This window comes from Thiogranum sp., from assembly GCF_058323355.1.
Map to the genome: position 1 here is coordinate 1 of NZ_JBTTIO010000061.1, position 22,821 is coordinate 22,821.

The 22,821-nt window shown below is 57.8% G+C and carries 27 protein-coding genes and 3 tRNA genes; 13 read left to right on the forward strand and 17 right to left on the reverse strand.

Annotation, left to right across the window (positions count from 1 at the left end; all coding sequences use genetic code 11):
- From ACW81B_RS08995 to ACW81B_RS09010, 4 genes are all read right to left on the reverse strand, one after another.
- Positions 1–142 (reverse strand): GTP-binding protein (locus ACW81B_RS08995; protein WP_491579924.1); only part of this gene is annotated, 142 nt, incomplete at its 3' end.
- 93 nt (positions 143–235) lie between these two features.
- Positions 236–311: transfer RNA gene (locus tag ACW81B_RS09000), tRNA-Thr, on the reverse strand.
- 33 nt (positions 312–344) lie between these two features.
- Positions 345–418, reverse strand: a tRNA-Gly gene (locus tag ACW81B_RS09005).
- Positions 419–580: 162 nt separating this feature from the next.
- A tRNA-Tyr gene (locus ACW81B_RS09010) sits at positions 581–665 on the reverse strand.
- Between the two features lie 252 nt (positions 666–917).
- Here ACW81B_RS09010 and ACW81B_RS09015 point away from each other — a divergent pair.
- The gene (locus tag ACW81B_RS09015; protein WP_491579890.1) at positions 918–2,261 is read left to right on the forward strand and encodes a UDP-glucose dehydrogenase family protein; all 1,344 of its coding nucleotides are present in this window, start codon (positions 918–920) and stop codon (positions 2,259–2,261) included.
- Between the two features lie 21 nt (positions 2,262–2,282).
- Here ACW81B_RS09015 and ACW81B_RS09020 read toward each other — a convergent pair whose 3' ends face one another.
- Positions 2,283–2,753, reverse strand: a complete 471-nt coding sequence (locus ACW81B_RS09020) for an aminoacyl-tRNA deacylase (protein WP_491579891.1) — start codon at positions 2,751–2,753, stop codon at positions 2,283–2,285.
- 145 nt (positions 2,754–2,898) lie between these two features.
- On the opposite strand from ACW81B_RS09020, the gene ACW81B_RS09025 reads away from it, so the two are divergent.
- Both ACW81B_RS09025 and ACW81B_RS09030 read left to right on the forward strand, forming a co-directional pair.
- A complete protein-coding gene (locus tag ACW81B_RS09025; RefSeq protein WP_491579892.1) occupies positions 2,899–3,582 on the forward strand; it encodes a zinc metallopeptidase in 684 nt (227 codons plus the stop codon).
- A 70-nt stretch (positions 3,583–3,652) separates the two neighbouring features.
- On the forward strand, positions 3,653–4,075 hold the full coding sequence (locus ACW81B_RS09030) for a hypothetical protein (protein WP_491579893.1): 423 nt from the start codon (positions 3,653–3,655) through the stop codon (positions 4,073–4,075).
- Here ACW81B_RS09030 and ACW81B_RS09035 read toward each other — a convergent pair.
- The 3 genes from ACW81B_RS09035 to ACW81B_RS09045 are packed head-to-tail and all read right to left on the reverse strand — an operon-like array spanning position 4,047 to position 5,924.
- A complete protein-coding gene (locus tag ACW81B_RS09035) occupies positions 4,047–4,604 on the reverse strand; it encodes a hypothetical protein (protein ID WP_491579894.1) in 558 nt (185 codons plus the stop codon). The two genes, ACW81B_RS09030 and ACW81B_RS09035, sit on opposite strands and share 29 nt — an antisense overlap.
- Before the next feature lie 49 nt (positions 4,605–4,653).
- Complete coding sequence (locus ACW81B_RS09040) at positions 4,654–5,187, reverse strand: mismatch-specific DNA-glycosylase (protein ID WP_491579895.1); 534 nt, start codon at positions 5,185–5,187, stop codon at positions 4,654–4,656.
- Positions 5,184–5,924 carry an MBL fold metallo-hydrolase gene (locus ACW81B_RS09045; protein WP_491579896.1) on the reverse strand — a complete coding sequence of 247 codons (741 nt, stop codon included), beginning with the start codon at positions 5,922–5,924 and terminating at the stop codon, positions 5,184–5,186. The genes ACW81B_RS09040 and ACW81B_RS09045 overlap by 4 nt, the downstream gene beginning before the upstream one ends.
- Positions 5,925–6,051: 127 nt before the next feature.
- Between ACW81B_RS09045 and ACW81B_RS09050 the strand changes: the two genes are divergently transcribed.
- Positions 6,052–6,447 (forward strand): cupin domain-containing protein, encoded by a 396-nt coding sequence (locus ACW81B_RS09050; protein ID WP_491579897.1) that lies wholly within the window; start codon positions 6,052–6,054, stop codon positions 6,445–6,447.
- On the opposite strand, the gene ACW81B_RS09055 is transcribed toward ACW81B_RS09050, so the two are convergent.
- Positions 6,429–7,076, reverse strand: a complete 648-nt coding sequence (locus ACW81B_RS09055) for a helix-hairpin-helix domain-containing protein (protein ID WP_491579898.1) — start codon at positions 7,074–7,076, stop codon at positions 6,429–6,431. The genes ACW81B_RS09050 and ACW81B_RS09055 overlap by 19 nt on opposite strands.
- Before the next feature lie 266 nt (positions 7,077–7,342).
- On the opposite strand from ACW81B_RS09055, the gene ACW81B_RS09060 reads away from it, so the two are divergent.
- The gene (locus ACW81B_RS09060) at positions 7,343–9,220 is read left to right on the forward strand and encodes an ATP-binding cassette domain-containing protein (RefSeq protein ID WP_491579899.1); all 1,878 of its coding nucleotides are present in this window, start codon (positions 7,343–7,345) and stop codon (positions 9,218–9,220) included.
- 97 nt (positions 9,221–9,317) lie between these two features.
- Positions 9,318–9,620 carry a segregation and condensation protein A gene (locus tag ACW81B_RS09065; protein ID WP_491579900.1) on the forward strand — a complete coding sequence of 101 codons (303 nt, stop codon included), beginning with the start codon at positions 9,318–9,320 and terminating at the stop codon, positions 9,618–9,620.
- Positions 9,621–9,629: 9 nt separating this feature from the next.
- On the opposite strand, the gene ACW81B_RS09070 is transcribed toward ACW81B_RS09065, so the two are convergent.
- The 3 genes from ACW81B_RS09070 to ACW81B_RS09080 are packed head-to-tail and all read right to left on the reverse strand — an operon-like array spanning position 9,630 to position 14,895.
- Complete coding sequence (locus ACW81B_RS09070; protein WP_491579901.1) at positions 9,630–10,721, reverse strand: DUF2333 family protein; 1,092 nt, start codon at positions 10,719–10,721, stop codon at positions 9,630–9,632.
- Entirely contained in the window at positions 10,718–13,780 is a 3,063-nt protein-coding gene (locus tag ACW81B_RS09075; protein ID WP_491579902.1) for an efflux RND transporter permease subunit, read from the reverse strand. The genes ACW81B_RS09070 and ACW81B_RS09075 overlap by 4 nt, the downstream gene beginning before the upstream one ends.
- A complete protein-coding gene (locus ACW81B_RS09080) occupies positions 13,777–14,895 on the reverse strand; it encodes an efflux RND transporter periplasmic adaptor subunit (protein ID WP_491579903.1) in 1,119 nt (372 codons plus the stop codon). The genes ACW81B_RS09075 and ACW81B_RS09080 overlap by 4 nt, the downstream gene beginning before the upstream one ends.
- Before the next feature lie 83 nt (positions 14,896–14,978).
- Here ACW81B_RS09080 and ACW81B_RS09085 point away from each other — a divergent pair, with 83 nt between their 5' ends.
- Entirely contained in the window at positions 14,979–16,148 is a 1,170-nt protein-coding gene (locus ACW81B_RS09085) for a cation:proton antiporter domain-containing protein (protein ID WP_491579904.1), read from the forward strand.
- A gap of 4 nt (positions 16,149–16,152) precedes the next feature.
- On the opposite strand, the gene ACW81B_RS09090 is transcribed toward ACW81B_RS09085, so the two are convergent.
- Together ACW81B_RS09090 and ACW81B_RS09095 are read right to left on the reverse strand one after the other, a co-directional pair.
- Positions 16,153–16,692 carry a hypothetical protein gene (locus ACW81B_RS09090; protein ID WP_491579905.1) on the reverse strand — a complete coding sequence of 180 codons (540 nt, stop codon included), beginning with the start codon at positions 16,690–16,692 and terminating at the stop codon, positions 16,153–16,155.
- 37 nt (positions 16,693–16,729) lie between these two features.
- Complete coding sequence (locus ACW81B_RS09095; protein WP_491579906.1) at positions 16,730–17,128, reverse strand: antitoxin Xre/MbcA/ParS toxin-binding domain-containing protein; 399 nt, start codon at positions 17,126–17,128, stop codon at positions 16,730–16,732.
- Positions 17,129–17,297: 169 nt separating this feature from the next.
- On the opposite strand from ACW81B_RS09095, the gene ACW81B_RS09100 reads away from it, so the two are divergent.
- The 5 genes from ACW81B_RS09100 (at position 17,298) to ACW81B_RS09120 (ending at position 19,809) form a co-directional block, all read left to right on the forward strand.
- Positions 17,298–18,329, forward strand: coding sequence for a DUF481 domain-containing protein (locus ACW81B_RS09100; RefSeq protein ID WP_491579907.1), 1,032 nt, complete (start codon positions 17,298–17,300; stop codon positions 18,327–18,329).
- A gap of 2 nt (positions 18,330–18,331) precedes the next feature.
- Complete coding sequence (locus tag ACW81B_RS09105) at positions 18,332–18,631, forward strand: DUF3301 domain-containing protein (protein WP_491579908.1); 300 nt, start codon at positions 18,332–18,334, stop codon at positions 18,629–18,631.
- Positions 18,632–18,731: 100 nt separating this feature from the next.
- The gene (locus ACW81B_RS09110) at positions 18,732–18,971 is read left to right on the forward strand and encodes a hypothetical protein (RefSeq protein WP_491579909.1); all 240 of its coding nucleotides are present in this window, start codon (positions 18,732–18,734) and stop codon (positions 18,969–18,971) included.
- Positions 18,972–18,980: 9 nt separating this feature from the next.
- Positions 18,981–19,439 carry a hypothetical protein gene (locus ACW81B_RS09115; protein WP_491579910.1) on the forward strand — a complete coding sequence of 153 codons (459 nt, stop codon included), beginning with the start codon at positions 18,981–18,983 and terminating at the stop codon, positions 19,437–19,439.
- 145 nt (positions 19,440–19,584) lie between these two features.
- Entirely contained in the window at positions 19,585–19,809 is a 225-nt protein-coding gene (locus tag ACW81B_RS09120) for a DUF465 domain-containing protein (RefSeq protein ID WP_491579911.1), read from the forward strand.
- A gap of 7 nt (positions 19,810–19,816) precedes the next feature.
- On the opposite strand, the gene ACW81B_RS09125 is transcribed toward ACW81B_RS09120, so the two are convergent.
- Both ACW81B_RS09125 and ACW81B_RS09130 read right to left on the reverse strand, forming a co-directional pair.
- Positions 19,817–20,503 carry a peptidase associated/transthyretin-like domain-containing protein gene (locus ACW81B_RS09125; RefSeq protein WP_491579912.1) on the reverse strand — a complete coding sequence of 229 codons (687 nt, stop codon included), beginning with the start codon at positions 20,501–20,503 and terminating at the stop codon, positions 19,817–19,819.
- Positions 20,504–20,582: 79 nt separating this feature from the next.
- The gene (locus ACW81B_RS09130; RefSeq protein ID WP_491579913.1) at positions 20,583–21,014 is read right to left on the reverse strand and encodes a PilZ domain-containing protein; all 432 of its coding nucleotides are present in this window, start codon (positions 21,012–21,014) and stop codon (positions 20,583–20,585) included.
- Between the two features lie 222 nt (positions 21,015–21,236).
- Between ACW81B_RS09130 and ACW81B_RS09135 the strand changes: the two genes are divergently transcribed.
- Positions 21,237–22,331, forward strand: a complete 1,095-nt coding sequence (locus ACW81B_RS09135; RefSeq protein ID WP_491579914.1) for a hypothetical protein — start codon at positions 21,237–21,239, stop codon at positions 22,329–22,331.
- Here the strand turns inward: ACW81B_RS09135 and ACW81B_RS09140 are convergent.
- Positions 22,323–22,805 (reverse strand): DUF2914 domain-containing protein, encoded by a 483-nt coding sequence (locus tag ACW81B_RS09140; RefSeq protein ID WP_491579915.1) that lies wholly within the window; start codon positions 22,803–22,805, stop codon positions 22,323–22,325. The two genes, ACW81B_RS09135 and ACW81B_RS09140, sit on opposite strands and share 9 nt — an antisense overlap.
- Positions 22,806–22,821 lie beyond the last annotated feature (16 nt).

The following is a 22,821-nucleotide window of genomic DNA, read 5'->3' on the forward strand; positions in this document are numbered from 1 at the left end:
CGTAAGCCTTGAATTCGCCGCCCTGCTTCTCCGCCGCGACTTTCGTCAGCGCTGCGGTCAGCGTGGTCTTGCCATGGTCAACGTGACCAATCGTTCCCACATTCACATGCGGCTTCGTACGTTCAAATTTTTCCTTGGACATCGGACGGCTCTCCCGTTTTATTACTGTTCGCCAGGTTGTGACTCAACGATTTACTTTAACTTCAACGGATTAAATTCTATTCAACCCACTATCTGGAGCTCATAACCGGATTTGAACCGGTGACCTCTTCCTTACCAAGGAAGTGCTCTACCGACTGAGCTATATGAGCAAATTCTTCCTGGCGCAAGCGCCTCATCATTCCTGGAGCGGGTGATGGGAATCGAACCCACGTATTCAGCTTGGAAGGCTGAAGTTCTACCATTGAACTACACCCGCAATACCCTGCTCCGGTGATGCCCGGCGGGCCGGTGCTGCCGCATTCCACGCAGCGCTCCATTCACCTCGATTCAGCTTGCCGGTCTCACCCGACCCCGCTTGCAGCCATGCCGCATACAGGCCAACGACGCGAGGCCTCGCCTTGCACCGTAAAATTCTTACTGGTGGAGGGGGGAGGATTCGAACCTCCGAAGGCTGAGCCGTCAGATTTACAGTCTGATCCCTTTGGCCACTCGGGAACCCCTCCGAAACGCAAGCCGCGTATTTTGATCCAGGCTCCGCCGAGAGTCAACCGTAGTGAACGGGATTTATTAATAAAACGGGCGCTTTAAGTATTACCTGCCGGAAAACCGGATGACATGTCAGGATAAACACTTTCTGCTAACATACCGCCGCTCGAGACCGGGCGAACAACAAGCATCAGGAAAACCTCGGCAAAGACACAGGACCCGATAAATACAGGTCTTTAATAATACTATATTCGGGAGTTTTTATTACGATGAAGGTAACTATCTACGGCTCCGGCTATGTGGGCCTGGTCACTGGCGCATGTCTCGCACAGGTCGGAAACGATGTCCTGTGCGTCGACATTGACCCCGACAAGATCGAAAAGCTCAAGCGCGGGGAAAGCCCGATCTACGAACCCGGTCTGAGTGAAATGCTGCAAAGCAATCAGGCTGCAGGGCGCCTGAACTTCACGCTGGATCCGGCAGAAGGTGTAGAACACGGGCTTTTTCAGTTCATTGCGGTGGGAACGCCCCCGGACGAGGACGGCTCCGCCGACCTCCAGCATGTGCTGGCTGTGGCCGCAGCAATTGGCGAACACCTCAAGGAATACCGCATTATTGTCAATAAATCGACGGTACCGGTAGGGACCGCTGACAGGGTGCGGGCACGCACCCGCGAAATTCTCGATCAACGCGGTCTCGACCTGGAGTTCGACGTGGTATCAAACCCGGAATTTCTCAAGGAAGGTGCCGCTATTGAGGACTTCATGCGCCCTGACCGTATTATTGTCGGCACCGACAACCCACGCACGACAGAGTTGTTACGCGCCCTCTATGCGCCCTTCAATCGAAACCGTGAACGCATTATTTCCATGAATATCCGTTCCGCAGAACTGACCAAATATGCAGCAAACTCGTTGCTGGCAACAAAAATCAGTTTCATGAATGAATTATCCAATATCGCCGAGCTGCTCGGCGCCGACATCGAAGCTGTGCGCAACGGCATCGGCTCGGATCCACGTATTGGCTACCAGTTTATTTATCCCGGCGCCGGATATGGCGGCTCCTGCTTTCCCAAGGATGTCAGGGCGCTGGAACACACTGCCCGGGAACATGGGTATTCCGCCGAACTGCTGCATGCGGTTGAAGCGGTCAACTTCCGCCAGAAACAAAAACTGTTCGAAAAAATCTCCGCCCACTATGACGGTGATGTAAAGGGTAAAACCTTTGCCCTGTGGGGACTTGCCTTCAAACCGAATACTGATGACATGCGCGACGCATCGAGCCGTGTACTCATGGAAACCCTCTGGGAGCACGGTGCCAGCGTACAGGCATTCGACCCGGAGGCGCACCACGAAACACAGCGCATCTACGGGGAGCGAGATGACCTGAGGTTATGCGACTCGCCGGAGCAGACACTGGAAAATGCTGACGCACTGATTGTTATTACTGAATGGAGCCAGTTCCGCAGTCCTGATTTTGACCTGATCCGTGAACACCTCAAGGCACCGGTGATTTTTGACGGCCGTAATCTCTACGATCCGGAAACGCTCGCCGCACAGGGATTCTGTTACCACTCTATCGGTCGTAACACCGCCGGCCCGACAATAACCTGATGCCGGTTGCCAGCCCCGGAATCACATGTGCCGGCTGAAATCGGTGTGTTGCGCCTCGCCAAGCAGTGCCTCAAATGCCTCGGCGCTGACGTGCACGAGTTGCTCATGGTCTCCGGCCTCGAAATAGATGTCCGGCTGTTCGGCGAGCGTTTCGTCAACAATCGTCTCCAGGTCATAAGCCGGCCCCAGCGGCGGCACGGCACCCGGCTCGCAGTCTTCAAACAATGCACCCAGTTCGTATTCTGTCGCCAGGCCGAGATTGCGTCGGGTCTGGCGGTGTAACTCTCCCAGGTCAACCCGACAACTGGCCGGTAATACCGCCAGAACGTAGCCTCGCTCGTCTTCCAGCACCACGGACTTGGCGATCCGGTCACCCGGCACGTGCGCCAGCTGCGCCGACTCCATGCTGGTGGCAGAATGTGGATGGTCGACCAGATCGAAATCGACATCCTGTTCAAGCAGGTAATTGACTACCCGGTTTGCCATAGCCATTGTCATATCCTCCATTTGCCAGACCTTACAATAGAAGTATAGTCCAGGATCAGCCCCCGCCAGCGCTCCATCGCCAGCAACGGGTTGTTTAGCCATGGCACGCGACATGGGATACTCCCGCACCGGATAATTTCAGATACCCTGCATGCACATCCTGCTCGCCATCCTGCTTCTGCTGATCATTCTGTTTGGACCCCAACTCTGGGTTCAGGCCGTTTTTCGCCGCCATTCACAACCCCGCCCTGACCTGGCAGGTAACGGTGAAGAATTTGCCCGGCACCTGCTCAAACAACTGCACATGGCAGATGTCGGCGTTGAACCTGCCAACGGCGGTGACCATTACGATCCGGTCAGTAAAACCGTGCGCCTCGACAAGGACAGGCTGGAAGGGAAATCACTCACTGCGATCGTGGTGGCGGCCCACGAAGTCGGGCATGCCCTGCAGGACAAACTCGGATACCAGCCGCTGCGCTGGCGCAGCCGGCTGGCAATACTGGCCCAGGCCGCGCAACAACTCGGCAACGTCCTGTTCATACTTGCCCCGGTGGTCGCCGGCCTGACACGCGCGCCGTCTGTCGCTGCCGTCATGCTGGTGGCGGTAGTGGCCAGCTTCGGCTCAGCCGCATTGCTGCACCTTGTGACCCTGCCGGTAGAGTGGGATGCCAGCTTCCGTCGCGCCCTGCCGCTGCTGGAAGCTGGACACTACCTGTCCGAAAAGGACCAGGCCGCCGCGCGACAGATACTCACGGCCGCCGCATTCACCTATGTGGCCGCATCACTGGCCAGTCTGCTCAACCTGTGGCGCTGGCTGCGCTGGATTCGGCGATGAGCCTGCCATCTTTCAAGTTCACAGCCCTGCATGCCGATGCGATGGACGCAACCCGCAAAAGGACGCCAGTATGAAATGGACAACCTGCCTGTACACCCTGGCACTCGCTGCCAGCCTGTTTGCCACTGGCGCCCGGTCACGTGACATGGATGGCCAGTATGCGGTATTTGGTGTAGGGGCGGAAAACTGTGCAGCCTACCTGGTTGCCCGCGACCACGGCGGTGCGGCTGAACGCTGGTACCACCACTGGCTCGCCGGTTTCATGACGGCAGTTAACAACGCGGCCGCAGGAACCTATAACATCCTTGGCGATAAAAGCATGGCCGACGCCCTCGACTGGCTTGAGGGGTATTGCGCAGCCAATCCGAATGTGAATTTTACCGGCGCTGTCGCCGACCTGGTCACCATCCTGTACGACGAACGCCAGAATATTGCACCGGGCAAGCAGGGTGGCTGGAACAAACTCAAGACCCAGACGCCCCCTGAACCCTGACAATCACCCGCGGACCCAGCGCCAGGCGCATTTCTGCCAGCCTGATCGGCGCCGCTTCGCTGGGTGTGGCGAATGCCCCTGAACAGACCAGCCGCTCAGGCGCGGACTGACCCGTCGTATCCAGCAACATGTGTGTTTCAAAAGCAATCACGCCCGGATCATCGCTGCTTGCCGCAACACCAACGTGTGCCAGCCGCAGCGGCGTGGCAAGTCGCACATCCTGCTCAAGAAACTCAATAGAACGCACCCGGAACACAGAGGCACGGATTTCGCGCGCCAGCGGTGACGGTTCGCGCATCAGGAAATAACAGAAAGGCTGGTACTGATCGATATCAGCATAGCGAAGCACTTCGCCACCCTGCAGGTACACCCGCGCCAGGCCAGCAGGCACGGGCAAGGTTTCAACCAGTTCCAGTTGTGTACCAACGCTGACCGGGTGGCTGAAGTATCCCGTCTTCCCTGTCCACGCAGACTGACAGGCTGTCAGCCCCAGCGACACCAGCAAACCGACCAGCGCAAGAATTTTCACAGGCTCTCCCTCATGCATTAAAGGTTGTGCAGACAGACTGTCACCACCGTCAGATCTTACCCATCTCGTCAGCAAACGCATTATAATTTTCGACCAGATCATCGAGTGAGAACGCCGCATTGGCCGGGCTCGGATTGGGCGTAACGAACACGCGGCTGCCGGCAATTTTCATCCTTTGCCTGCCCCAGCCATCATCACCGCCGTGGGTGTCAGCGTAACGCAGGTAGTACTGCCAGGCCAGCTTGCCGTGAAACCATACCCAGGCTGGCTCAAGTGATTCAATCAAGGCATGCAGGCGTGGTGCGCCTTGCCGGTAATCGGCGGCCCGCAAATCAGCAGCGCCCCGTGTCGGACGCTTGACGACATCGGTAAAGCCAATACGCTCGCGCTCCAGGAGCCGGTGCATGGCATCGAGGCCAGGCTCAAGCGGGGAAGACAGCAGCCGGCTGGCATTCAATGCCTTCCAGAACCGGTTACGTGGATTGGCAAACGGAAAACCTGCATCGACCGAAGGTATCGACGGGTTGAGCCCCACTGACAGAACCCGAAGGCCGGGCGCAACAAAATCCGGCAGGGTTTTCACGCCTCGCTGTCAGGCATTTCATGTCCCTTGCAAACCGGGCCATAAGGGCCGTGGCGATGCCTGTCGTGGTAGTCCATCCGGTAATGCACGAAACGATCCTGATCGTCGAAATGCATGAACGGGTTGCCCTCAATCTGTTCCTGCAGGGTGGAAACCGGTTTTTCGGCATAATTATGTCCGGGAAGAATCAGAATATCCTTCGGCAGATTCTGCTTCATATCCTTGAGCGTATGAAACATCTGTTCCGGGTCACCACCGGCAAGGTCACAGCGCCCGCAACCAAACACAAACAGGGTGTCACCGGTCACCAGCTTGTCCCCGACCCGGTAGCAGGCCGAACCCGGTGTGTGGCCGGGTGTGTGCAACACCTCGATTTCGGTATCGCCCAGCTGAATGCGATCGCCGCCGTGATGCAGGGCCGGCTTGCCCAGGCCGGCTCCCCAGAATTTTGCCTCCGGCTTCAACAGGTGTAACTGCGCATCATGACTGGCCAGTATATCCTCGATACCGTTGATATGGTCATAGTGGCTGTGGGTCAGCAGGATATCCGTGATGGTGACACCGTGTCGCTTTGCCAACGCCAGCACCTCGGGGATATCCCAGGCCGGATCAACCACTGCGGCGCGACCGCTGGTACGGTCCTCGACAAGATAGACAAAGTTTTCCATGGGCCCGAGTTCAAGGGCATGGATCGAGCCGGTTGCTGTTTCTATCATCACACCATCCTTCTTGGCCATGATTTTCCAGGCATAAATATGTAACGGACATGGTAACGCAAAACTTACTCCTGCGAAGCAGACTCCAGGGTGAACCTGCCGGTCCCGTCATGCATAATCCGGCAATAAATTCCCGGCGAGGCCAACCGTGCAGACTGTAATCATCAAGTCCGAAGAGGCGCAGGAATACTGGTTCCATGAAGGCTGTTATATTCTGGAAATATCCAACCGGGAAGATGACCCGCAGGTCTCGATTGCACGGGCACGCGTGACGCCCGGGATGACGACACACTGGCACAAACTCGATGGCGTGGCGGAGCGCTACCTGATTCTGCAGGGAACGGGGGAAGTCGAGGTTGGCGAGCTAACAGGCCAGTCTGTGGCGCCAGGCGACTGCGTCAGCATCCCACCCGGTACGCGACAGCGAATCCATAACAGTGGGGAAACCGACCTGGTGTTCTATGCGATCTGTACACCGCGGTTTACGCAGGCGTGCTACCAGACAATAGGTACCGATGAAATCGGTCAGGCGCCTTCAAAGTAAGCGCGAAGCTTGCCCACCGTCGCCGGCCCAACACCACGAATTGCCAGTAAACACTCATCACTGGCGGCACACAACTGGCGTGGCGTGCGTACACCGGCGCTGAACAGGGCCCGGGCGATCGTCACATTGACACCGGCAGCGCGCACCCCGGCAAAGAAAGCAAGGACATCTTTCCGGCTGGGCTGGGAAGGCAACTTCCGATGAGCCGCCTTCCGCACACGCGGCTGGCGCCGATTACTGTGCTTCACGGGCAATGCGCTGGCGGGAACTTCCCGGCCACACAGGCGAACCAGGCGCCGCAGGCGCTGCGGCATGACCCTGCCGGCCGGCCAGCTGTGTAGCGCCTGCTGCAACATGGCCTGGCAGGCAAGCAGCGCCATCAGAACGGTAATCACCTGGGCCATGGACTGATTCCATGCCACCACCTGCCCTTCACCGGCCATACGGCTGACCAGCACCCAGCCAGACACACCGATAGCTGTCAGGGCAAAGAATGCTGCCATGGCGGAAAATGCCAGCGTCCAGCCATAGGGACAAATTCTGCGGTAGCGGCTGCAGAACCAGTCACCGACACGGCTCTGCCAGTAATCAAATACGGTAGGGTCTGCATAAAACTCGTGATCCTGCATGGCCTGTATCCTGTTATCCGGAAGGACAAGTATCTGTATTTCAGTGGCAGGCTGGCGTGACAGTGTGCACAGATTACGACATATTCTGTCGCGGCCCGCCGTTATCGCAAGCTCCCGGATACGCCGGAATTCTGAATAAACATCAACAACCTGTATATCGGGAACCGCGTGCAGCATAGCAGCAGGGCGGTACCCCTTACCAGTGTTGGCGGCAGCGGTGTAAATCAGTTGAGCGCGTCGCTGGCAGCGCTTATGCTCTGCGCCCCATGTCCATCCTCAGAACACGCAAACTGCGCCTCGGTTTTGGCGGCCCCATGCTGCTCGACGGTGTCGATCTTGCCATCGATGCCGGCGAACGTGTGTGCCTGGTTGGCCGTAACGGCTCCGGAAAGTCCACGCTGCTGAAGCTGCTGGAAGGCCGTATCGCGCCCGATGAAGGTGAGATCGAAATCCAGCAGGCGCTGAAAATCGCCTCGCTGGATCAACACCTGCCCGATGGATTCAAAGGCAGCGTGTTCGACTGCGTGTCGGAAGGACTTGGCAAACTCGGCACCCTGATAAAGCGCTTTCACCAGCTCAGCGCCCAACTTGCCCACCAGTCCGACGATAAATTGCTCGCGCAAATGGAAAAAACCCAGCACGAACTCGAGGCCGGTGGCGGCTGGTCACTGGAGCAGCGTGTCGAAACCGCCATTTCACGCCTGTCGCTCGATGCCGACGCAGATGTCCAGTCGCTCTCCGGCGGTGTCCAGCGACGGGTATTGCTGGCGCGCGCGCTGGTTGCCGAACCCGACCTGCTGCTGCTCGACGAACCGACCAACCATCTCGATATCAGCTCCATCGAGTGGCTGGAGGAATTCCTGCTCGGCTTCCGCGGTACGCTGCTATTCATCACCCATGATCGCAGCTTCCTGTCGGCACTGGCCACACGCATTATCGACCTCGACCGGGGCGTGCTGACCGACTGGCCGGGCGACTATGCCACCTACCTGCGCCGCAAACAGGAATGGCTCGATAACGAAGCCGGCCAGCAGGCCCTGTTCGATAAAAAACTTGCCGAGGAAGAACGCTGGATCCGCCAGGGCATCAAGGCACGCCGTACCCGCAACGAGGGACGGGTGCGGGCGCTGGAGAAAATGCGCGAACAACGGCGCCAGCGCCGCCAGACAACCGGCAAGACCAGACTGCATGTCCAGCAGGTCGGAACCTCCGGCAAGCTGGTCGCAGAAGCCGTTGATGTCAGCTACAGCATCGGTGGGCGCACCCTGATAAAGGACTTCAGCACCACTATCCTGCGTGGCGACAAGATCGGCCTGATCGGACCCAATGGTGTCGGCAAGACAACATTGCTTCGCCTGCTGCTCGGCGAACTGAAACCGGACACCGGCAACATCCGGTCTGGCACTAACCTGGAAATCGCCTACTTCGACCAGCGTCGCGCCCGGCTGGATACGCAGCAGTCGGTTATCGACAATCTGTCGGACGGCCGCCAGTTCATCGAAATCAAGGGGCAACAACGCCACGTCATCAGCTACCTGCAGGATTTCCTGTTCACACCGGACCGTTGCCACACGCCGGTGTCGGCACTGTCCGGTGGCGAACGCAACCGACTGCTGCTGGCCAAACTGTTCAGCAAGCCCGCCAACCTGCTGGTCATGGACGAACCCACCAATGACCTGGACATCGACACCCTGGACCTGCTCGAGGAACGGCTGATTGAGTTTACCGGCACCGTGTTGCTGGTCAGCCACGATCGCACCTTCCTCGACCGTGTTGTCACCAGCTCACTGGTATTCGAAGGTAAAGGCCGCGTCAATGAGTACGTCGGCGGCTACAGCGACTGGCTGCGACAGCGGCAGACACAAGCACCTTCGCCGCGCGAAAAACCCTCACAGACCACGCAACCCAGCAAAAAACCGGCCCGGCCCGCTCGACTCAGCTACAAGGATCAGCGTGAACTGGACCAGTTACCGCAGCATATCGAACAACTGGAAACGGATATCGACCGACTGCATCAGAAAATGGCGGACCCTGCCTTCTATCGCCACAATGGCGCAGAAATTTCAGAGCATAAAGAACGACTTGCCTTACTGGAAGCCGAACTGGAACAGGCCTACGCACGCTGGGAAGCACTCGAACCCTGACACAATGGAAAACCGTATCGCCAGGGTGTTTTCTGTGGCAAAGCACTTCACTGTGGCACAATAGCCACTTCAAAATACCTGCATAGAGACCACCACCATGACCGACCCCGAACTGACGACCGAAGAACGTGTCCTGCGCATGGTGAAACGCACACTTACCGATGTGGCGCGTGACACCGCACCTGGCCCCGGCCTGCGCCACCCCCTGTCAGACAACACCATTCAGGGTATACGCGAATGCCTGCTGCTGATCACCACACGCGAACAGGAACTGGCGAAGGAATACGGTCGTGACACCAACGCGCGCCCGCGCTATATCGACGAGCCGCGCGATGAAGTCGTGGTGCCACTGAATATCAGCGCCATGAAGAAAGGCCTGAATAAAAGCGACAGCGAGTAGTCACGCTGTTTATCCCTGCTGCAGCAAGTCTCTGAGATCAATGACTGCCGCGTTGGCACGCGCAATGTAGTTGGCCATGGTCAGTGAATAATTGGCGAACAGACCAAAACCGCTACCATTGATGATCACCGGGCTGAGTGTCGGCTGCTGCGCCTCTTCCAGTTCGCGCACAATCTGGCGCAGGGAAACCAGTGCATTTTTCTTTTTCAGAACGTCTTCGAAGTCGTATTCAACTGCCCTGAGAATCAGGCCCAGCGCCCAGGTCGCTCCACGCGCTTCGTAGAACACATCGTCCAGCTCCAGCCAGGGTGTTTTCACCACCACGCTCGATGACGCTGTGGTGGACTGGGTAGCCCCCACATCACCGGCCAGATCGGTGTTGATACGAATCTGCCCGACACTGGCGCTGAGCCGCTGCGACAGGCTGCCGAGTCGCTTCTCCACAATTTCCAGGTACTGGCGCAGATTATCGGCACGTGCGTAGAACTGGGCCTGCTGATCAGCCGGATCGGCCAGACGGCGCATGTAATCTTCCAGTGCATCCAGACCCTTGCGGTATTCGCCTTCGCTCGGCGGGAACAGCCAGGAGTCATTGCGGAAATTGAAGCGCGGTTCGGCCTCGGCCAGCGCCGGGTCTTCTACCGACTGCGACTGGGAGCGCGACATATGGTTACGCAGCGCCGCAGCACCGTCACGCAGAATCACCAGCGCCCCGTATTCCCAGTTGGGCATGTTGTCGAGCCACACGCCGGGGGGCATCACATCGTTGGAAAGATAACCGCCCGGCTTGTCCAGCAGCACCTCGCCAATCCCCATCAATGTACTCGTGTAGATAACCCCCACAGGCAACTGTGCCCCGTCACCACCGACACGCTGCAGGGCCAGCTGGTGTACATCAAAACTGTCCGGTTCATGGCTCCAGTACCAGCCAAGTATCAGGGAAAACACCAGGGCAGCGGCAAGTACCAGGCCGGTAGCCGCCAGCAACCCTTTTTGTTTCAGAGTGGCGGGGTGGTAAAGAGCACCCAGTTTCCAGGCCCGGCTCCTGAACCACTCGGCGGTGTTCCACAGTGCAGTCTGTACGCGATCGGTAAATTTCATGACGACATGGTAGCACTTGCCGGATCACGACCGGAATCGGCTCCGCCCAGGCGCAAAAGCGCCGGCAACAGAATCAGGGTGAACAGGGTACTGAGCGCCAGCCCTCCCACAATGACGGCGGCAAGCCCGCGGTACAGCTCGGTACCCGCTCCCGGCACCAGCAACAACGGCAACATACCGAACAGACTGGTCAATGTACTCATCAGGATAGGCCTCAGGCGTAATTGTACCGCCTGCATTACGGCATCGCGGCGCGCCAACCCGGCACGCTCGGCGTTACGTGTCTGGTACACCAGCAGGATTGCATTATTAACCACCAGGCCCAGCAGGATCACGAATCCGATCATGGTCAGAAGATCAAGCGGCTGGAAGGTCACTGTATTCACCAACTGCAGGGCTATCGCGCCACCCACCGTCGCCAGTGGCAACACCACCAGCACCAGCAGGCTGTCGATAAAGGAACGGAACAGCGCGCTCATCAGCAGGTATAACAAGGCAATGGCGAGCAGGAAACTCCCACCCATAGCGGTCAACGCCTGATCCAGTTTTTCTGCCGTACCGGAATAGCGAATACCCCCGTCTTCGGGCAACAGTTCCTGTAACTGTGGCGCGATCTTGCTGCGGACTACTGCCATGAGATGCTCCAGTGACATGCCCTCCGGTGCCCGCACTGCCAGAGTTACAGTACGACGCCGGTCGAGGCGACGAATCTGGTTCGGGCCGGCAGTGCGCTGCACCGACACCAGTTCATCCAGTGGCAATACACCGGCCTGCGGCGTGACCACCGGCATGCTGGCCAGCGCCTCGGGCGTCGACCAGGGTTCGGCGCGCACCACAATATTGCGCCGCTGCTCACCATCAAAATACTCGCCCACGAACAGACCCGAACCAAAGGCACGTGCCACCCGCGCAACGGTTTCACGGTTCCATCCTGCCTCCGCGATGCGTCGCTCGTCCGGTACCAGCAGGATTTCCGGCTCGGCCATTTCCAGTCCCGGCTGCGGTGAAACAGATGCACCGGGTATGGTCTCCTCAATCAACTCGTAACCCGTACGCGCCACGTCCAGCAAGGCCTCCAGGTGCCGTGACTGGAGATTGATCTCGACACTGCCACTGCCGCCAAACCCCCGGAATAACGAATCACGCCGGGCAAAAGCCAGCGTATCCGGAAACCCCCGCACCAGCTTGTTCAGGACCGGCACAAGGTCACCGGCCTGTTCCGGGTTCACGGCGCGCACCCCCATAAACGCACCGCCGCGGTAGACGACAAAAAAGTAGTGTTTGACCTGCGGCTGTTTTTCACCGCTCAGGTAGGGCTCCATGCGCGCAGCAATCACCTGCCCCATTTCCTTTTCAATTGTTTCAAGATTCACACCGGGAGCCACATTGATACTGGCAGAAACCCGGTTACGGTTACCGCTTGGCAAATAATCCGCTTCCGGTAACAGCATCCAGCTCAGCACCGGCGGCACAGTGACCAGCAACAGGATCAGGCTGTAACGACGCCTGCGGGTTGCCGTCAACGCCATCAACCAGCGGCTAGTGGCTCGCCACCAGTGCGCATGCCGGTCTTCAAGGTTTAACTCACCAAGCCACTGACTGGCCGCAACGGGTACCAGCGACACGGCAATCAGCAGCGAAGCCACCACGGCGGCCGAAATCGCGATAGCCAGGTCTGCAAACAGCTGCCCGGCCTCCTCGGCCAGGAACACCACCGGCAGAAACACCGCTACGGTGGTGGCTGTCGAAGCCAGCAGGGCGCCCCACACCTGACCCACCCCCTGTAACGCCGCCTCAGCGGCCGACTTGCCCTGCTCGCGCAGGCGCACCACGTTTTCCAGCACCACGATACCGGCATCGAGCACCATGCCGACCGCAAATGCAAGACCGGCCAGGGATATAATATTCAGTGTATGGGCACTGACATCCAGCAATACAAAGGCGGCCGCAAGGCACAATGGAATGGCAACTGCCACCACCAGCGTGGCGCGAATACGCCGGAAAAACCACCACAGCACACCAATGGCCAGCAACACACCGGCGGCCAGGTTGCCGCTGAGCATTTCAATGGAACTCTGAATGTAGACAGTTTCGTCATAGACCTGCTGAATACTCAAGCCGGCCTGTCGCAATGGCGCTTCAAGTTCGGCGGCAGCCTGCTGCAGCCCTTTCATCACCTTGAGTACATTGACGCCGGACTCGCGGTAGGCATTGACAGCGATGGCACGATCACCCTGGATAATCACCAGGCTGCTGCGATCCACCGGCAGTAATTCGACCCTCGCCACATCGCGCAACAGCACCGGCCGGCCTTCGCGCCAGTCGACGACCAGTTCACCGAACTGGCTGACCGGGTAGGTACCGGCAAAACGGATAGTGTATCGCCGCTTGCCGACATTCACTTCACCGGCAGACACATCTTCGTTACGTCCGACGCGCGCAGCCACCGTCGGGAGATCAACACCAAACGCCGCCAGCCGGTACGGATCAAAGGTAATACGCAATTCTTTTCCGCGACCGCCACGAATCTCTGAACTCGCCACACCCGGGATCCGCTCGAAACGCGTCTGCACCAGGTCCTCGACAAAATGAAAGTAGCTGGAAATTTCCCTGTCATTACCTGGCAGGGGCTTGAGAATAAACCAGGCAATCGGTCTGTTACGCGCACCGATCGTAGACAGTCGGGGTTCATCAACATCATCAGGATAACCCCTGACACGGTTCAGGCGGTTAAGTACGTCGACCAGTGCGCGCTGAAGGTCAACGCCGGTTTTGAAACTCAGCGTTACCCGGCCTCTGCCGCGCTGCGCCCGTGACAACATGGAGGTCATCCCCGGCGTACCGCGCAGCGCTTTCTCCTGCGGCTCAAGAATTTCGGATTCAACCTCTTCCGGCGCGGCAGAACGCCAGCTGGTTGAAATGGTGATCTCCGGCCGTTCCACTTCCGGGGTAAGCTGAACGGGCAGCCGCCCGAGGCTGATCAGGCCGAACAAAACCACCATCAATGCAGCGACCAGCGCAGCAACCGGATTGCCCAGTGCATAACGGGTCAGGATCACTGCGTACCGCCCTGCCCCTGCACAACGACCTTCTGGCCATCGCGCAAGCGTTCACCACCACGCGTCACCACCCGGTCACCGGGCCTGAGTTCGCCGCTGACCTCAATCCACGGACCACTGGCAATGCCGGGGATCACGACAACCCGGTGTGCAACGGAATCCTTGTCGACAACAAAAACACTGACAGCATCACGGCGCAAAACCAACGCATCGCGCGGTACAGACAGGACTTCCCGCCGGACACTGGCCGGCACAGCAATACGGACGCTCTCACCAACTTTCCAGGCGCCTTCCGGCAGTGTGACACGTAACTCGTAAAGCCGGGAGCGTGTGTCACCGACTGGCACCAGTGTTCGCACCCGCCCCTCGAAGACTTCACCCTGGTATTCGAAACTCACCGGCATCTGCGGCGTCAGAAAAGGCAGTGCTGAAACCGATACCCACCCCTGTATCTCCAGGCGCAAGGGGTCGGTCATGGCCACAACAGCCGCCCCTTCATTGGCCCACTCACCTGCGCTCAGCAGGCGCTCGGTCACTATACCGGGGAAGGGCGCACGCAGCCGTGTACGTTTAAGTAATGCTGCGCTGCGACGCTCCCGCGCCTGCGCGGCCTTGAGTTCACTCCTTGCTGCCAGTCTGTCTGACTCTGTCTGCTCAAGCTGGCTCTGTGCCGCATTGTTGCTGCGCGCCAGTTTCTGCAATCGCGCCGCTTCCAGTTTGAGGAATTCCAGCCTGGCCTGGATGCGTGCAACATCAGCCTCACGCTCGATGCGGTCCTCGCGCAATAACTCATCATCAATACGTGCAACCACACCACCTTGTTCAACACTGTCGCCAACATCTGCCACCCACAGCAACCTGCCACTGACTTCCGCCGCCAGTCGTGCCCGTTCCCGACTGATCACAGTACCCGTGTAGTAATCCACGGGTGCCAGCAAGCGCATCGCCGCCCGGGCAACAATAACGGGCTTTTCCATACTACGCGCCAGTACCCCGGCTGGCCCGGAGCACAGCATCACGCCGACAACCAGCGAGCCGGTATATACGACACGCGCCATACCCTGAAGAATTCTCATAAGTTCCTGTGGTCCGCTATCCTGGTGAGTAACCAGCATACCGTTTCACTCCCGGCGACTCAAAAAATGCACCGGACAAGTATGGTAGTCTTCGGATTCAAACCAGATGGGGCACAGCAGTTTTGGATCAATCTATCGTTTTCTCGGTATTCCTGATCTTTACCGGCGCCGCTGTACTGGCAACGGTCGCCCTGTACGCCCGTCAATCCATGCTGGTGGCGTATATTCTGCTCGGCATGCTCATGGGTCCATCCGCACTCGGGCTGGTCAACGACGTTGAACTGCTGCGCGACCTGTCGCACGTCGGCATTGTTTTCCTGCTGTTCCTGCTGGGTCTGAACCTGCACCCCCAGGATCTCTGGCACCAGCTCGGCAAGGCAACTTTTGTCACGCTGGGCAGTTCGCTGCTGTTTGCCCTGCTGGGTGGCGGTACAGCACTGCTGTTTGGTTACAACCAGGCCGACTCGCTGGTGATCGGTGCAGCAATGATGTTTTCCAGCACCATCATCGGACTGAAACTGTTGCCCAGCACAGTGCTGCACCATCAACATACCGGTGAAATCATTATCAGTATATTGCTGCTGCAGGATCTCATCGCCATTCTGATTATGCTGGCCCTGCACAGCATGGCAGGCGCCTCGTCGGATGGCTGGCAGCACGCTACGCTGATCACACTGGCCCTGCCCGGCGTACTGATCTTTGCCTTCGTCTTTTCACGGTATGTCCTGACGCGATTGCTGGCACGTTTCGACACCATTCAGGAATATATCTTTCTGCTCGCAATAGGCTGGTGCCTGGGGATGGCGGAATTGGCGCAGGCATTGGGGTTGTCCCCGGAGATTGGTGCCTTTATCGCTGGCATTGCCGTCGCCACCGAGCCCATTTCGCGTTTTATTGCCGAGAGCCTGAAACCCTTGCGGGATTTCTTCCTGGTGGTGTTTTTCTTCAGCCTCGGTGCCGGACTGGAATTCAACGCCATGCAAACGGTAATACCTGCCGCGCTGGTCCTTGCGCTCATCAGCCTGCTGTTGAAACCGTTTGTATTCAAATTTCTGTGGGTACGCCAGGGAGAAGCGTCAAAGACATCGACTGAAGTCGGTGTACGACTCGGCCAGATCAGTGAATTTTCACTCCTGATCGCGGTGCTGGCTGTACAGTCCGGCGTCATCACCATGCAGGCATCCTATCTGATTCAGCTGGCCACGATCATGACTTTCATTGTGTCATCGTATTTCATCGTACTACGCTATCCCACGCCGATGGCCGTATCAGACAGGCTGCGCCGGGATTGAAGCATCAGCGACCGAGATAAAAATAATCCCAACGACAGTCCGACTGTGTTTCCAGTACTGACATCAGCCTGTCAGAGGGAACGGCTTCATGCGGGAATACATGCTCGATCTCGATAAAGAAGCGCGCAAATGCCGCACCCCGCCGCCAGTCAAGCTGATGCAACACAACCGATTCGCCACACGCTGCGCAGGATTGCTGCTGATCATACGTCGGCGAATGCGGGCGTTGTAATCGCGAACGACAGGCCGCGCAGCGCAATACAGGTGCAGGGCTGGACTCCAGTAAATGCACGCTTTCGTAATTGTGCAGGCGAATACGGCACACCGGCTGACCATCCGAAGCATCATCTTCTGTCAGTGAAATTTGTGGCGAACAGCCAAGAAACATGACCAGGGAGAGAACATATTCCCCGGCCGGGTACAACATCCCACTCTCACCCTTCACCGGACCCAACAGACCGGTTCTCTCAAGCACCTCGACAAAATGCTGTAAAGACGTCGGCCGCCACAGCGGCTCACCACAGTGAAGAACAAGTGAATGCATTGAAGACAAAACCGACAGGCGAGACCCGCGTGACGCCTCAGGAACCGTTGGTGGTGATATCCCAGCTATAGGAGCAATCGAGGTAGGAACGCACGGATATCAGGCCGACGATACCGTCCTCAACCATGGTTGCCACCGGGGTGCGCTGGCGGAACTTGCGGTTGGGTTTGTTCATCCACAACTTGCCCATACGCTTGCTGAACGGGTAGGTCGTGCGCAACGCATCGGCGATACAAATCAGGTGTTCCACACGTTGCATCACCTCGGGGCTGTCCGGGAGCGGGCGATTTTCACGCAACTGCCTGATTTCCCGGGCAGGGGCATCAGCCAGACCCAGCAGGAGCAGCTGATCCTTGCCACTGATACCCCAGTCTTCCAGCATACCCAATATACCCCTGGTCAGCTGGACGCGCTCATCTTCTGTCATTTCAGACATTATTCTGCCCCGGTTCTGTTATCCGTGAACAAGTGTAGCATGAGGCCAGGCGCAGAATCCCGGGTTTATCCTTGTGAAATAGAGGGGAAAAGTCGCTTGTGTTACTCTCCGCGCTCGAAATTATCACCCCGGGCCAGACCTGGTCAAAGAACAAGGACAAGCTGATATTATGAAGACAGCCCTGCTCCGGAACCTGCTGTGTTTCGCCACCGGCCTGTACGCCGCAACGCCATTGGCAGACCAGGTAACACTGTCGAATGGCGACCGGCTTTCCGGCACCTTGATCGAGCAGAATATGGACCAGGTTGTCATCGACACGCCCTATGCAGGGAAGGTAACCATCAAGCGCAGTGAAATCGGTGGACTGTCTACCGACCATCCACTTCGCCTGCAACTGCATGACGGACGCCTGGTTGACGGGGTTTTGAAGCACGATCAGGCAACTTCCGGCCTGAACATCGAAACCGTGGATGGACAACGGATTGCCGTGAGTGGGCTCGATGCCATTGCCGCCATTGGCGCAATTCCTTCCGGCAAGCCGGCAGGATATGAGTGGCGTGGCAATGTCACGCTATCCGGTGAAGCAAAATCGGGGAACACTGACACCGACAAGCTGAACATCAACACCCGGATCGTGGCAGAAAAGAAAAACCGGAACCGCTTTACGCTTGGCGCCTTGCTGGCTCGTGAGCATGTAAACGACCGCCTGACCAAGGAGCAATACCGGCTGGACGGGAAATACGATCATTTTTTCCATGACAGGTGGTACGGGTTCGTTGCAACCCGGTTCGAACAGGACCCCTTCAGAGACATCGACCTTCGCAGCACCTTGTCGGCCGGTTCCGGTTTCCAGTTCCTCGATACCGATGAACTGAGACTGTCACTGGAAGCCGGCCTCAGTTACACCGACACCCGCTTCATCGTCGACAGGGACGACAACTATGCCGGCTTCAACTGGGGAGTTAACTGGGAACAACCCCTGCTCGGCGACCGCCTGATGTTCTTCCACCGGCACCGCGGCAACCAGGGACTGGACAGCAGCGACAACCTGATCATCAACGCACAGACCGGTATCCGGGTACCCATTGCAGCGGGCCTGACCGCTTCAGCCGAGTACGACCTTGACTGGGATCGTTCACCACCTGACAACACCAGCAGCACAGATCACACTTATCTGCTCGGTGTAGGTTACGACTGGTAACCTTGAGCGGTTCATCCGGACTGGTACTGCTGGTACTGCTCGGCCTGCTGCTCTGGTTCTGGCAGAACAGCCTGTCGGTGCGGGAAATTGCCATACGCGCCGCACGTGATGCCTGCCGGCAACAACAACTGCAGCTGCTCGACGGAAGTATTATCCTGCAGAGCCTGAAGCCCGAACGCCTGGCCAAAGGCCGCCTGTCACTGCGCCGCGTCTTCCTGTTCAGCTACAGTGAGGACGGCCTGGAACGCAAAACAGGTTTTATCATTATGACGGGAAACCATATTGAACAAGTGGGCTTGTGAGGAATCCCCGCCAGCTTGCTATACTCTCGCCAAACCGCGGGTCCTGAACTGGCGGGATGCTGCACTCCATTCACTTCTGTACACAATGCGAATCTGAACCATGCCCTATTACGTATACAAAATTCTGCCCGGCCCGACCAGGCTGGTCAGCACACTGGAAAAACTGGAACAGTTCGACAGTTTCAAGGACGCCAAAAAACATGCTCGCGGGCTGCGCGCGGAGCTGTCTGAAGATGACAAGACCCGGATCAAGGTTATGTTCGCCGAATCCGAACTCGAAGCCGAGGAACAACTCATGGAGACACGCGAAGCCCCTATACTGCGCGAGTGGGAAAAATAATCCCGGCCAATGGTTGAAGAAGACCAGTATCGTTCAACCTACGATGCCGTTAATGAGCGGCGCTGTGTTTTCGAAAAGGCTGTCCTGACACGCCGCTGCCACTGCAGCTGCTCGGCACGCTTCTACCTTGCAGACCGTGAAGGCATCTCCTGCAAGGCTGAGCAGGCCAATGCACGTTGCCGGCAATTACTGCAACTGATGAGAAACAACGCCCGCTTTGCCCTGAAGCTGACAGAAACCAGCGACAGACTGCCGCACGCCAAGGAAATCAAGGTACAGAATGGCGGTCTGCTCGGCCTGCAGAGCATTCTTAAACCTGGCGCAGCGCATGACTCCGTCACGGATATTGCGGCACTCACGGTCCAGGGAATCGAAACCTTTGGCTCAATCCCGCAATTCCCCTTCCAGGAGATTGTTAAATCGATTACCCGTTTTGAAGGCCGCCGCCGTCCACGCTCAAGGCAGTAGGTCTCGAATCACCTCGACACACCTGAACAGAATCCCCGGCCGGACAGGCAGCCTGTTTCCGCAATCGGCCACTGACATGGATGAACTCGTCCGCAATGCGCGGTATATTGCCAGTTGTTTTGCTGGCGCGGGTGGAACAGGAGTCGTGAACATCAACAATCAGCTTACCGACGAGGAAATCCAGGCACTCAAGGGCAAACTGGAGGAATTACGCCTGGAGCACCGTGATCTCGACGATGTGATTCATCATCTGGTTGAGTCCGACTACCCCGACCAGCTCCAGCTAAAACGCCTGAAGAAACGCAAGCTGCGCCTCAAGGACTCCATTGAAATCATTCAAAGTCGGCTTATTCCTGACCTGGACGCCTGAATCCCGTTTAGTAGTACCGGTATTGCACCACTTTTACCGGCGACACGACTTCGATACTGGCCCCCTTGGTGTTTACCCGACGACGCACCTGAACATATAACTGCTTTACACCTTTGCCGGGGCTCAGCGTATAGCGATTCTGCGGCTTCAGGTCCTTCCACCCGGCACCGGTAAAATCTGCTGACTCTGCGATCCGCAGCTGATTTGCTTCACCTGACGCGGTAACTTTCACAATAACCCCGGCACCGGATGTTGATGCATTATCTGCAGTAACCCGGACATCGGTGATCTCAAGCTCACTTGCCGTCTGTGGCTGCACCCTGGTTGCAGCGGCATGACAGACCGGCCCGCCACCCCCCGGCGCCAGACTCAGCACAATAACCCGGTTGCCGGGTAAAGGTTCGACCTTCTGCTGTTTACCCCGGTAACCACGCTGCGATGCGGTAAGCATCATGCTGTTCAGTGGCAGGTCTTCAAACCGTACTACCCCGTCTGCGGCCGTACGCCGGGCACCAAACTGGTCCGGCCGGGCTGCCGTGCCAAGACACACAGCCACCTGCCCCACAGGTGAGCCCGACTGTTTGTCGACCACCCTGACTTCCAGCCAGCTGCCGGCATGGGCGGTCATCCATACTGGCGCGGCCAGCAACCATGCAACAACTGCAAGAATCCCCGGTTTTCCATGTATATTCATCGTAATACACCTGCTTGTCGTTATTGTTCAGAGCACGCCACGGCCGCCAGTGTAGCGTTGTAACGCGTATCCCGACAACTCAGGTCTTGTCATCGTCGTCCAGCAAGGGAAATTCCCCCGCGTAACGATCAATCCATTCACACGCCGCCTGTTCACCACTTATAGCGCGGCCTTCAGCTGCCAGGACCTCGGATTTGTAGTGTTCGATATGACAAATCTGCTCCACCATACGTACACGGAAACGGTCACCGGCCTGGAAAAACGACACGCCCACGGTGAATTTACCACCATCCCGACGGCACCACGCGACCCGCCCCATCACTTCGAAAGCCGGCTGCAGGTGCGAAATCCGCACAGTAATGGGAGCACCCACGGGTAACTCGCGAGAGGAAGAAAATGACAGGCCGCCATGACCAATATCGTGCAAACATTCCTGGCTGGCGCCTGAACCGTCATTATCCATCTGATATTCAATAGGAATATCGGATGGGTGGCGTATAAAACTGCGCATATCCCGTCTCCGCAGAAGCCCCCTCCACGAGCCGATTTTTTCCTGTTTACCCTATTGTAGCCGTTTTGCCGACGCGCCACGCAGCCTCTCGACCGGCGGGCATTGGCGCACATTGTGACAAGGTTCCGGTTTAAAACCGGATTCAGGGTGCAAACTGGCGGAAAACCTCAATAAACCAGCTTGTCTGACGCTACCAACGGTTGAGTAAAAGGTTACACGGCAATGGCTATCTGGAAAAAACAGCAACCGGTGAAAGCGGTGGCGCCCACGCCACCCGCCGCACCGGCATGCCGCCAGCACGCTGACAGGATCAGGCGCAGGGCCCAGCGTTATACCGGCCTTAGCGAACAAACCGGGAATCAGAACCATGACCAACGCAAGGCACGCCAACAACGCGAACAGGCTGAAAGACAAATGGCCACACTGCGCGCGGAAGCTGTCCAGGCCCGACGCCTTGCCAACCGGATCAGCAACCTGCACCCGCCCGTTCGCGAACCGAAAAAAGGTCGCATCATGAACACCACGATTGCCGATCCCGGACAGGCGCAGCGTATGTCGCGAAGGGGAACGGACAACCCGGCCTCTACCGGCAGGCAGATGAATTTCAATCCGCTGCACCCTTCGATGGAGCTGCCACCCGAACAGCTGATCCGCCTGCTTGGGCTTGAGAAAAAAACAAAACGCCGCAAGAAGCGCCCGGCACCGGTAACGGCGCGCGCTGAAACAGACGTATCAGCCAGCCCGGCACCTGTCGCAAAGCCGGCCAGACTGACACTGCCGACAACCCCGCCCGCCAGCGCCGAACGGGAGAGAGACACTGCCAGCGCACCCTTTGGCGAGCCGCGCCGGAACCTGCTGGTCGCCGCATTGTTCGTGGGCGCCATTGTCGGAACAGGGCTGTCAGCCTATCTGTTCTGGAGCAGTCCGGGCGAGCCGGCCACAACCGTCACGCAGACCGCCCCTGCACCGAAAACAGCCAACACCACGCCTCCGGCGGCAGCACCTGTCGCACGCAAGGCGCTACCCGCAGCCACACCTGCCGCTGTGCCCGGCGAAACAAGCCGGCAAGGTGTCGTACAACGCAACAGCGCCATTTCACCCGAGGCCATTGAAGTTGAGGAAAACCGACTGCGGACGGAAGCGGCGAAACGTTTCGCTGAACGCATGCTTCAACAGGACATTCGTAACGACCGTGAAACATTACAGACAGGTGCTGTTGTGCCGGACAAGGTCGAGCCAACTGTTGGCCTGACCACCGCTGTGACGCCCCCTGAAACTGTAACGCCTGCAGAAACTGCTGGCGAAGCACTATTCTGAAGACAGGCTGGTCGTTACCGGGTCTGCCGGTGTTTTACGGCTGAGGAAATCCCCGCTATCGACAGGTTCATAGCGAAACAATTCAATGTACAAGGGCCAGCCACTGTCATCCAGCACTGTCACCGACCATTCGCCATAGCTGTCTGCCGGAAATACCTTCTTCGAAAAGACGCGCCAGCGATCACCCTTCACGACAAACGGAACATTTGAGACAGCCCTGCCCTGGTACTCCCAGCGATGCGTAACGGTATGCCCCTTGAGATTTCGCAAGTCCGTGAAAAAGTACACTTCCGTCACCGGCGGGTTCAGCACCAGCACACGGTCAACCGGCTCACGATTCTCGATGCGGCTCGTAAACGCGGCACGCGCCACATGCCCTTTGACCACAGGGTCATCATCTTCAGCATTCACTTGCGCAGATGTGAGCACAAACAACAGCAGCACAAGATAATTCCGAACACAACGGTATAGCATGCAACACTCCTCTGCG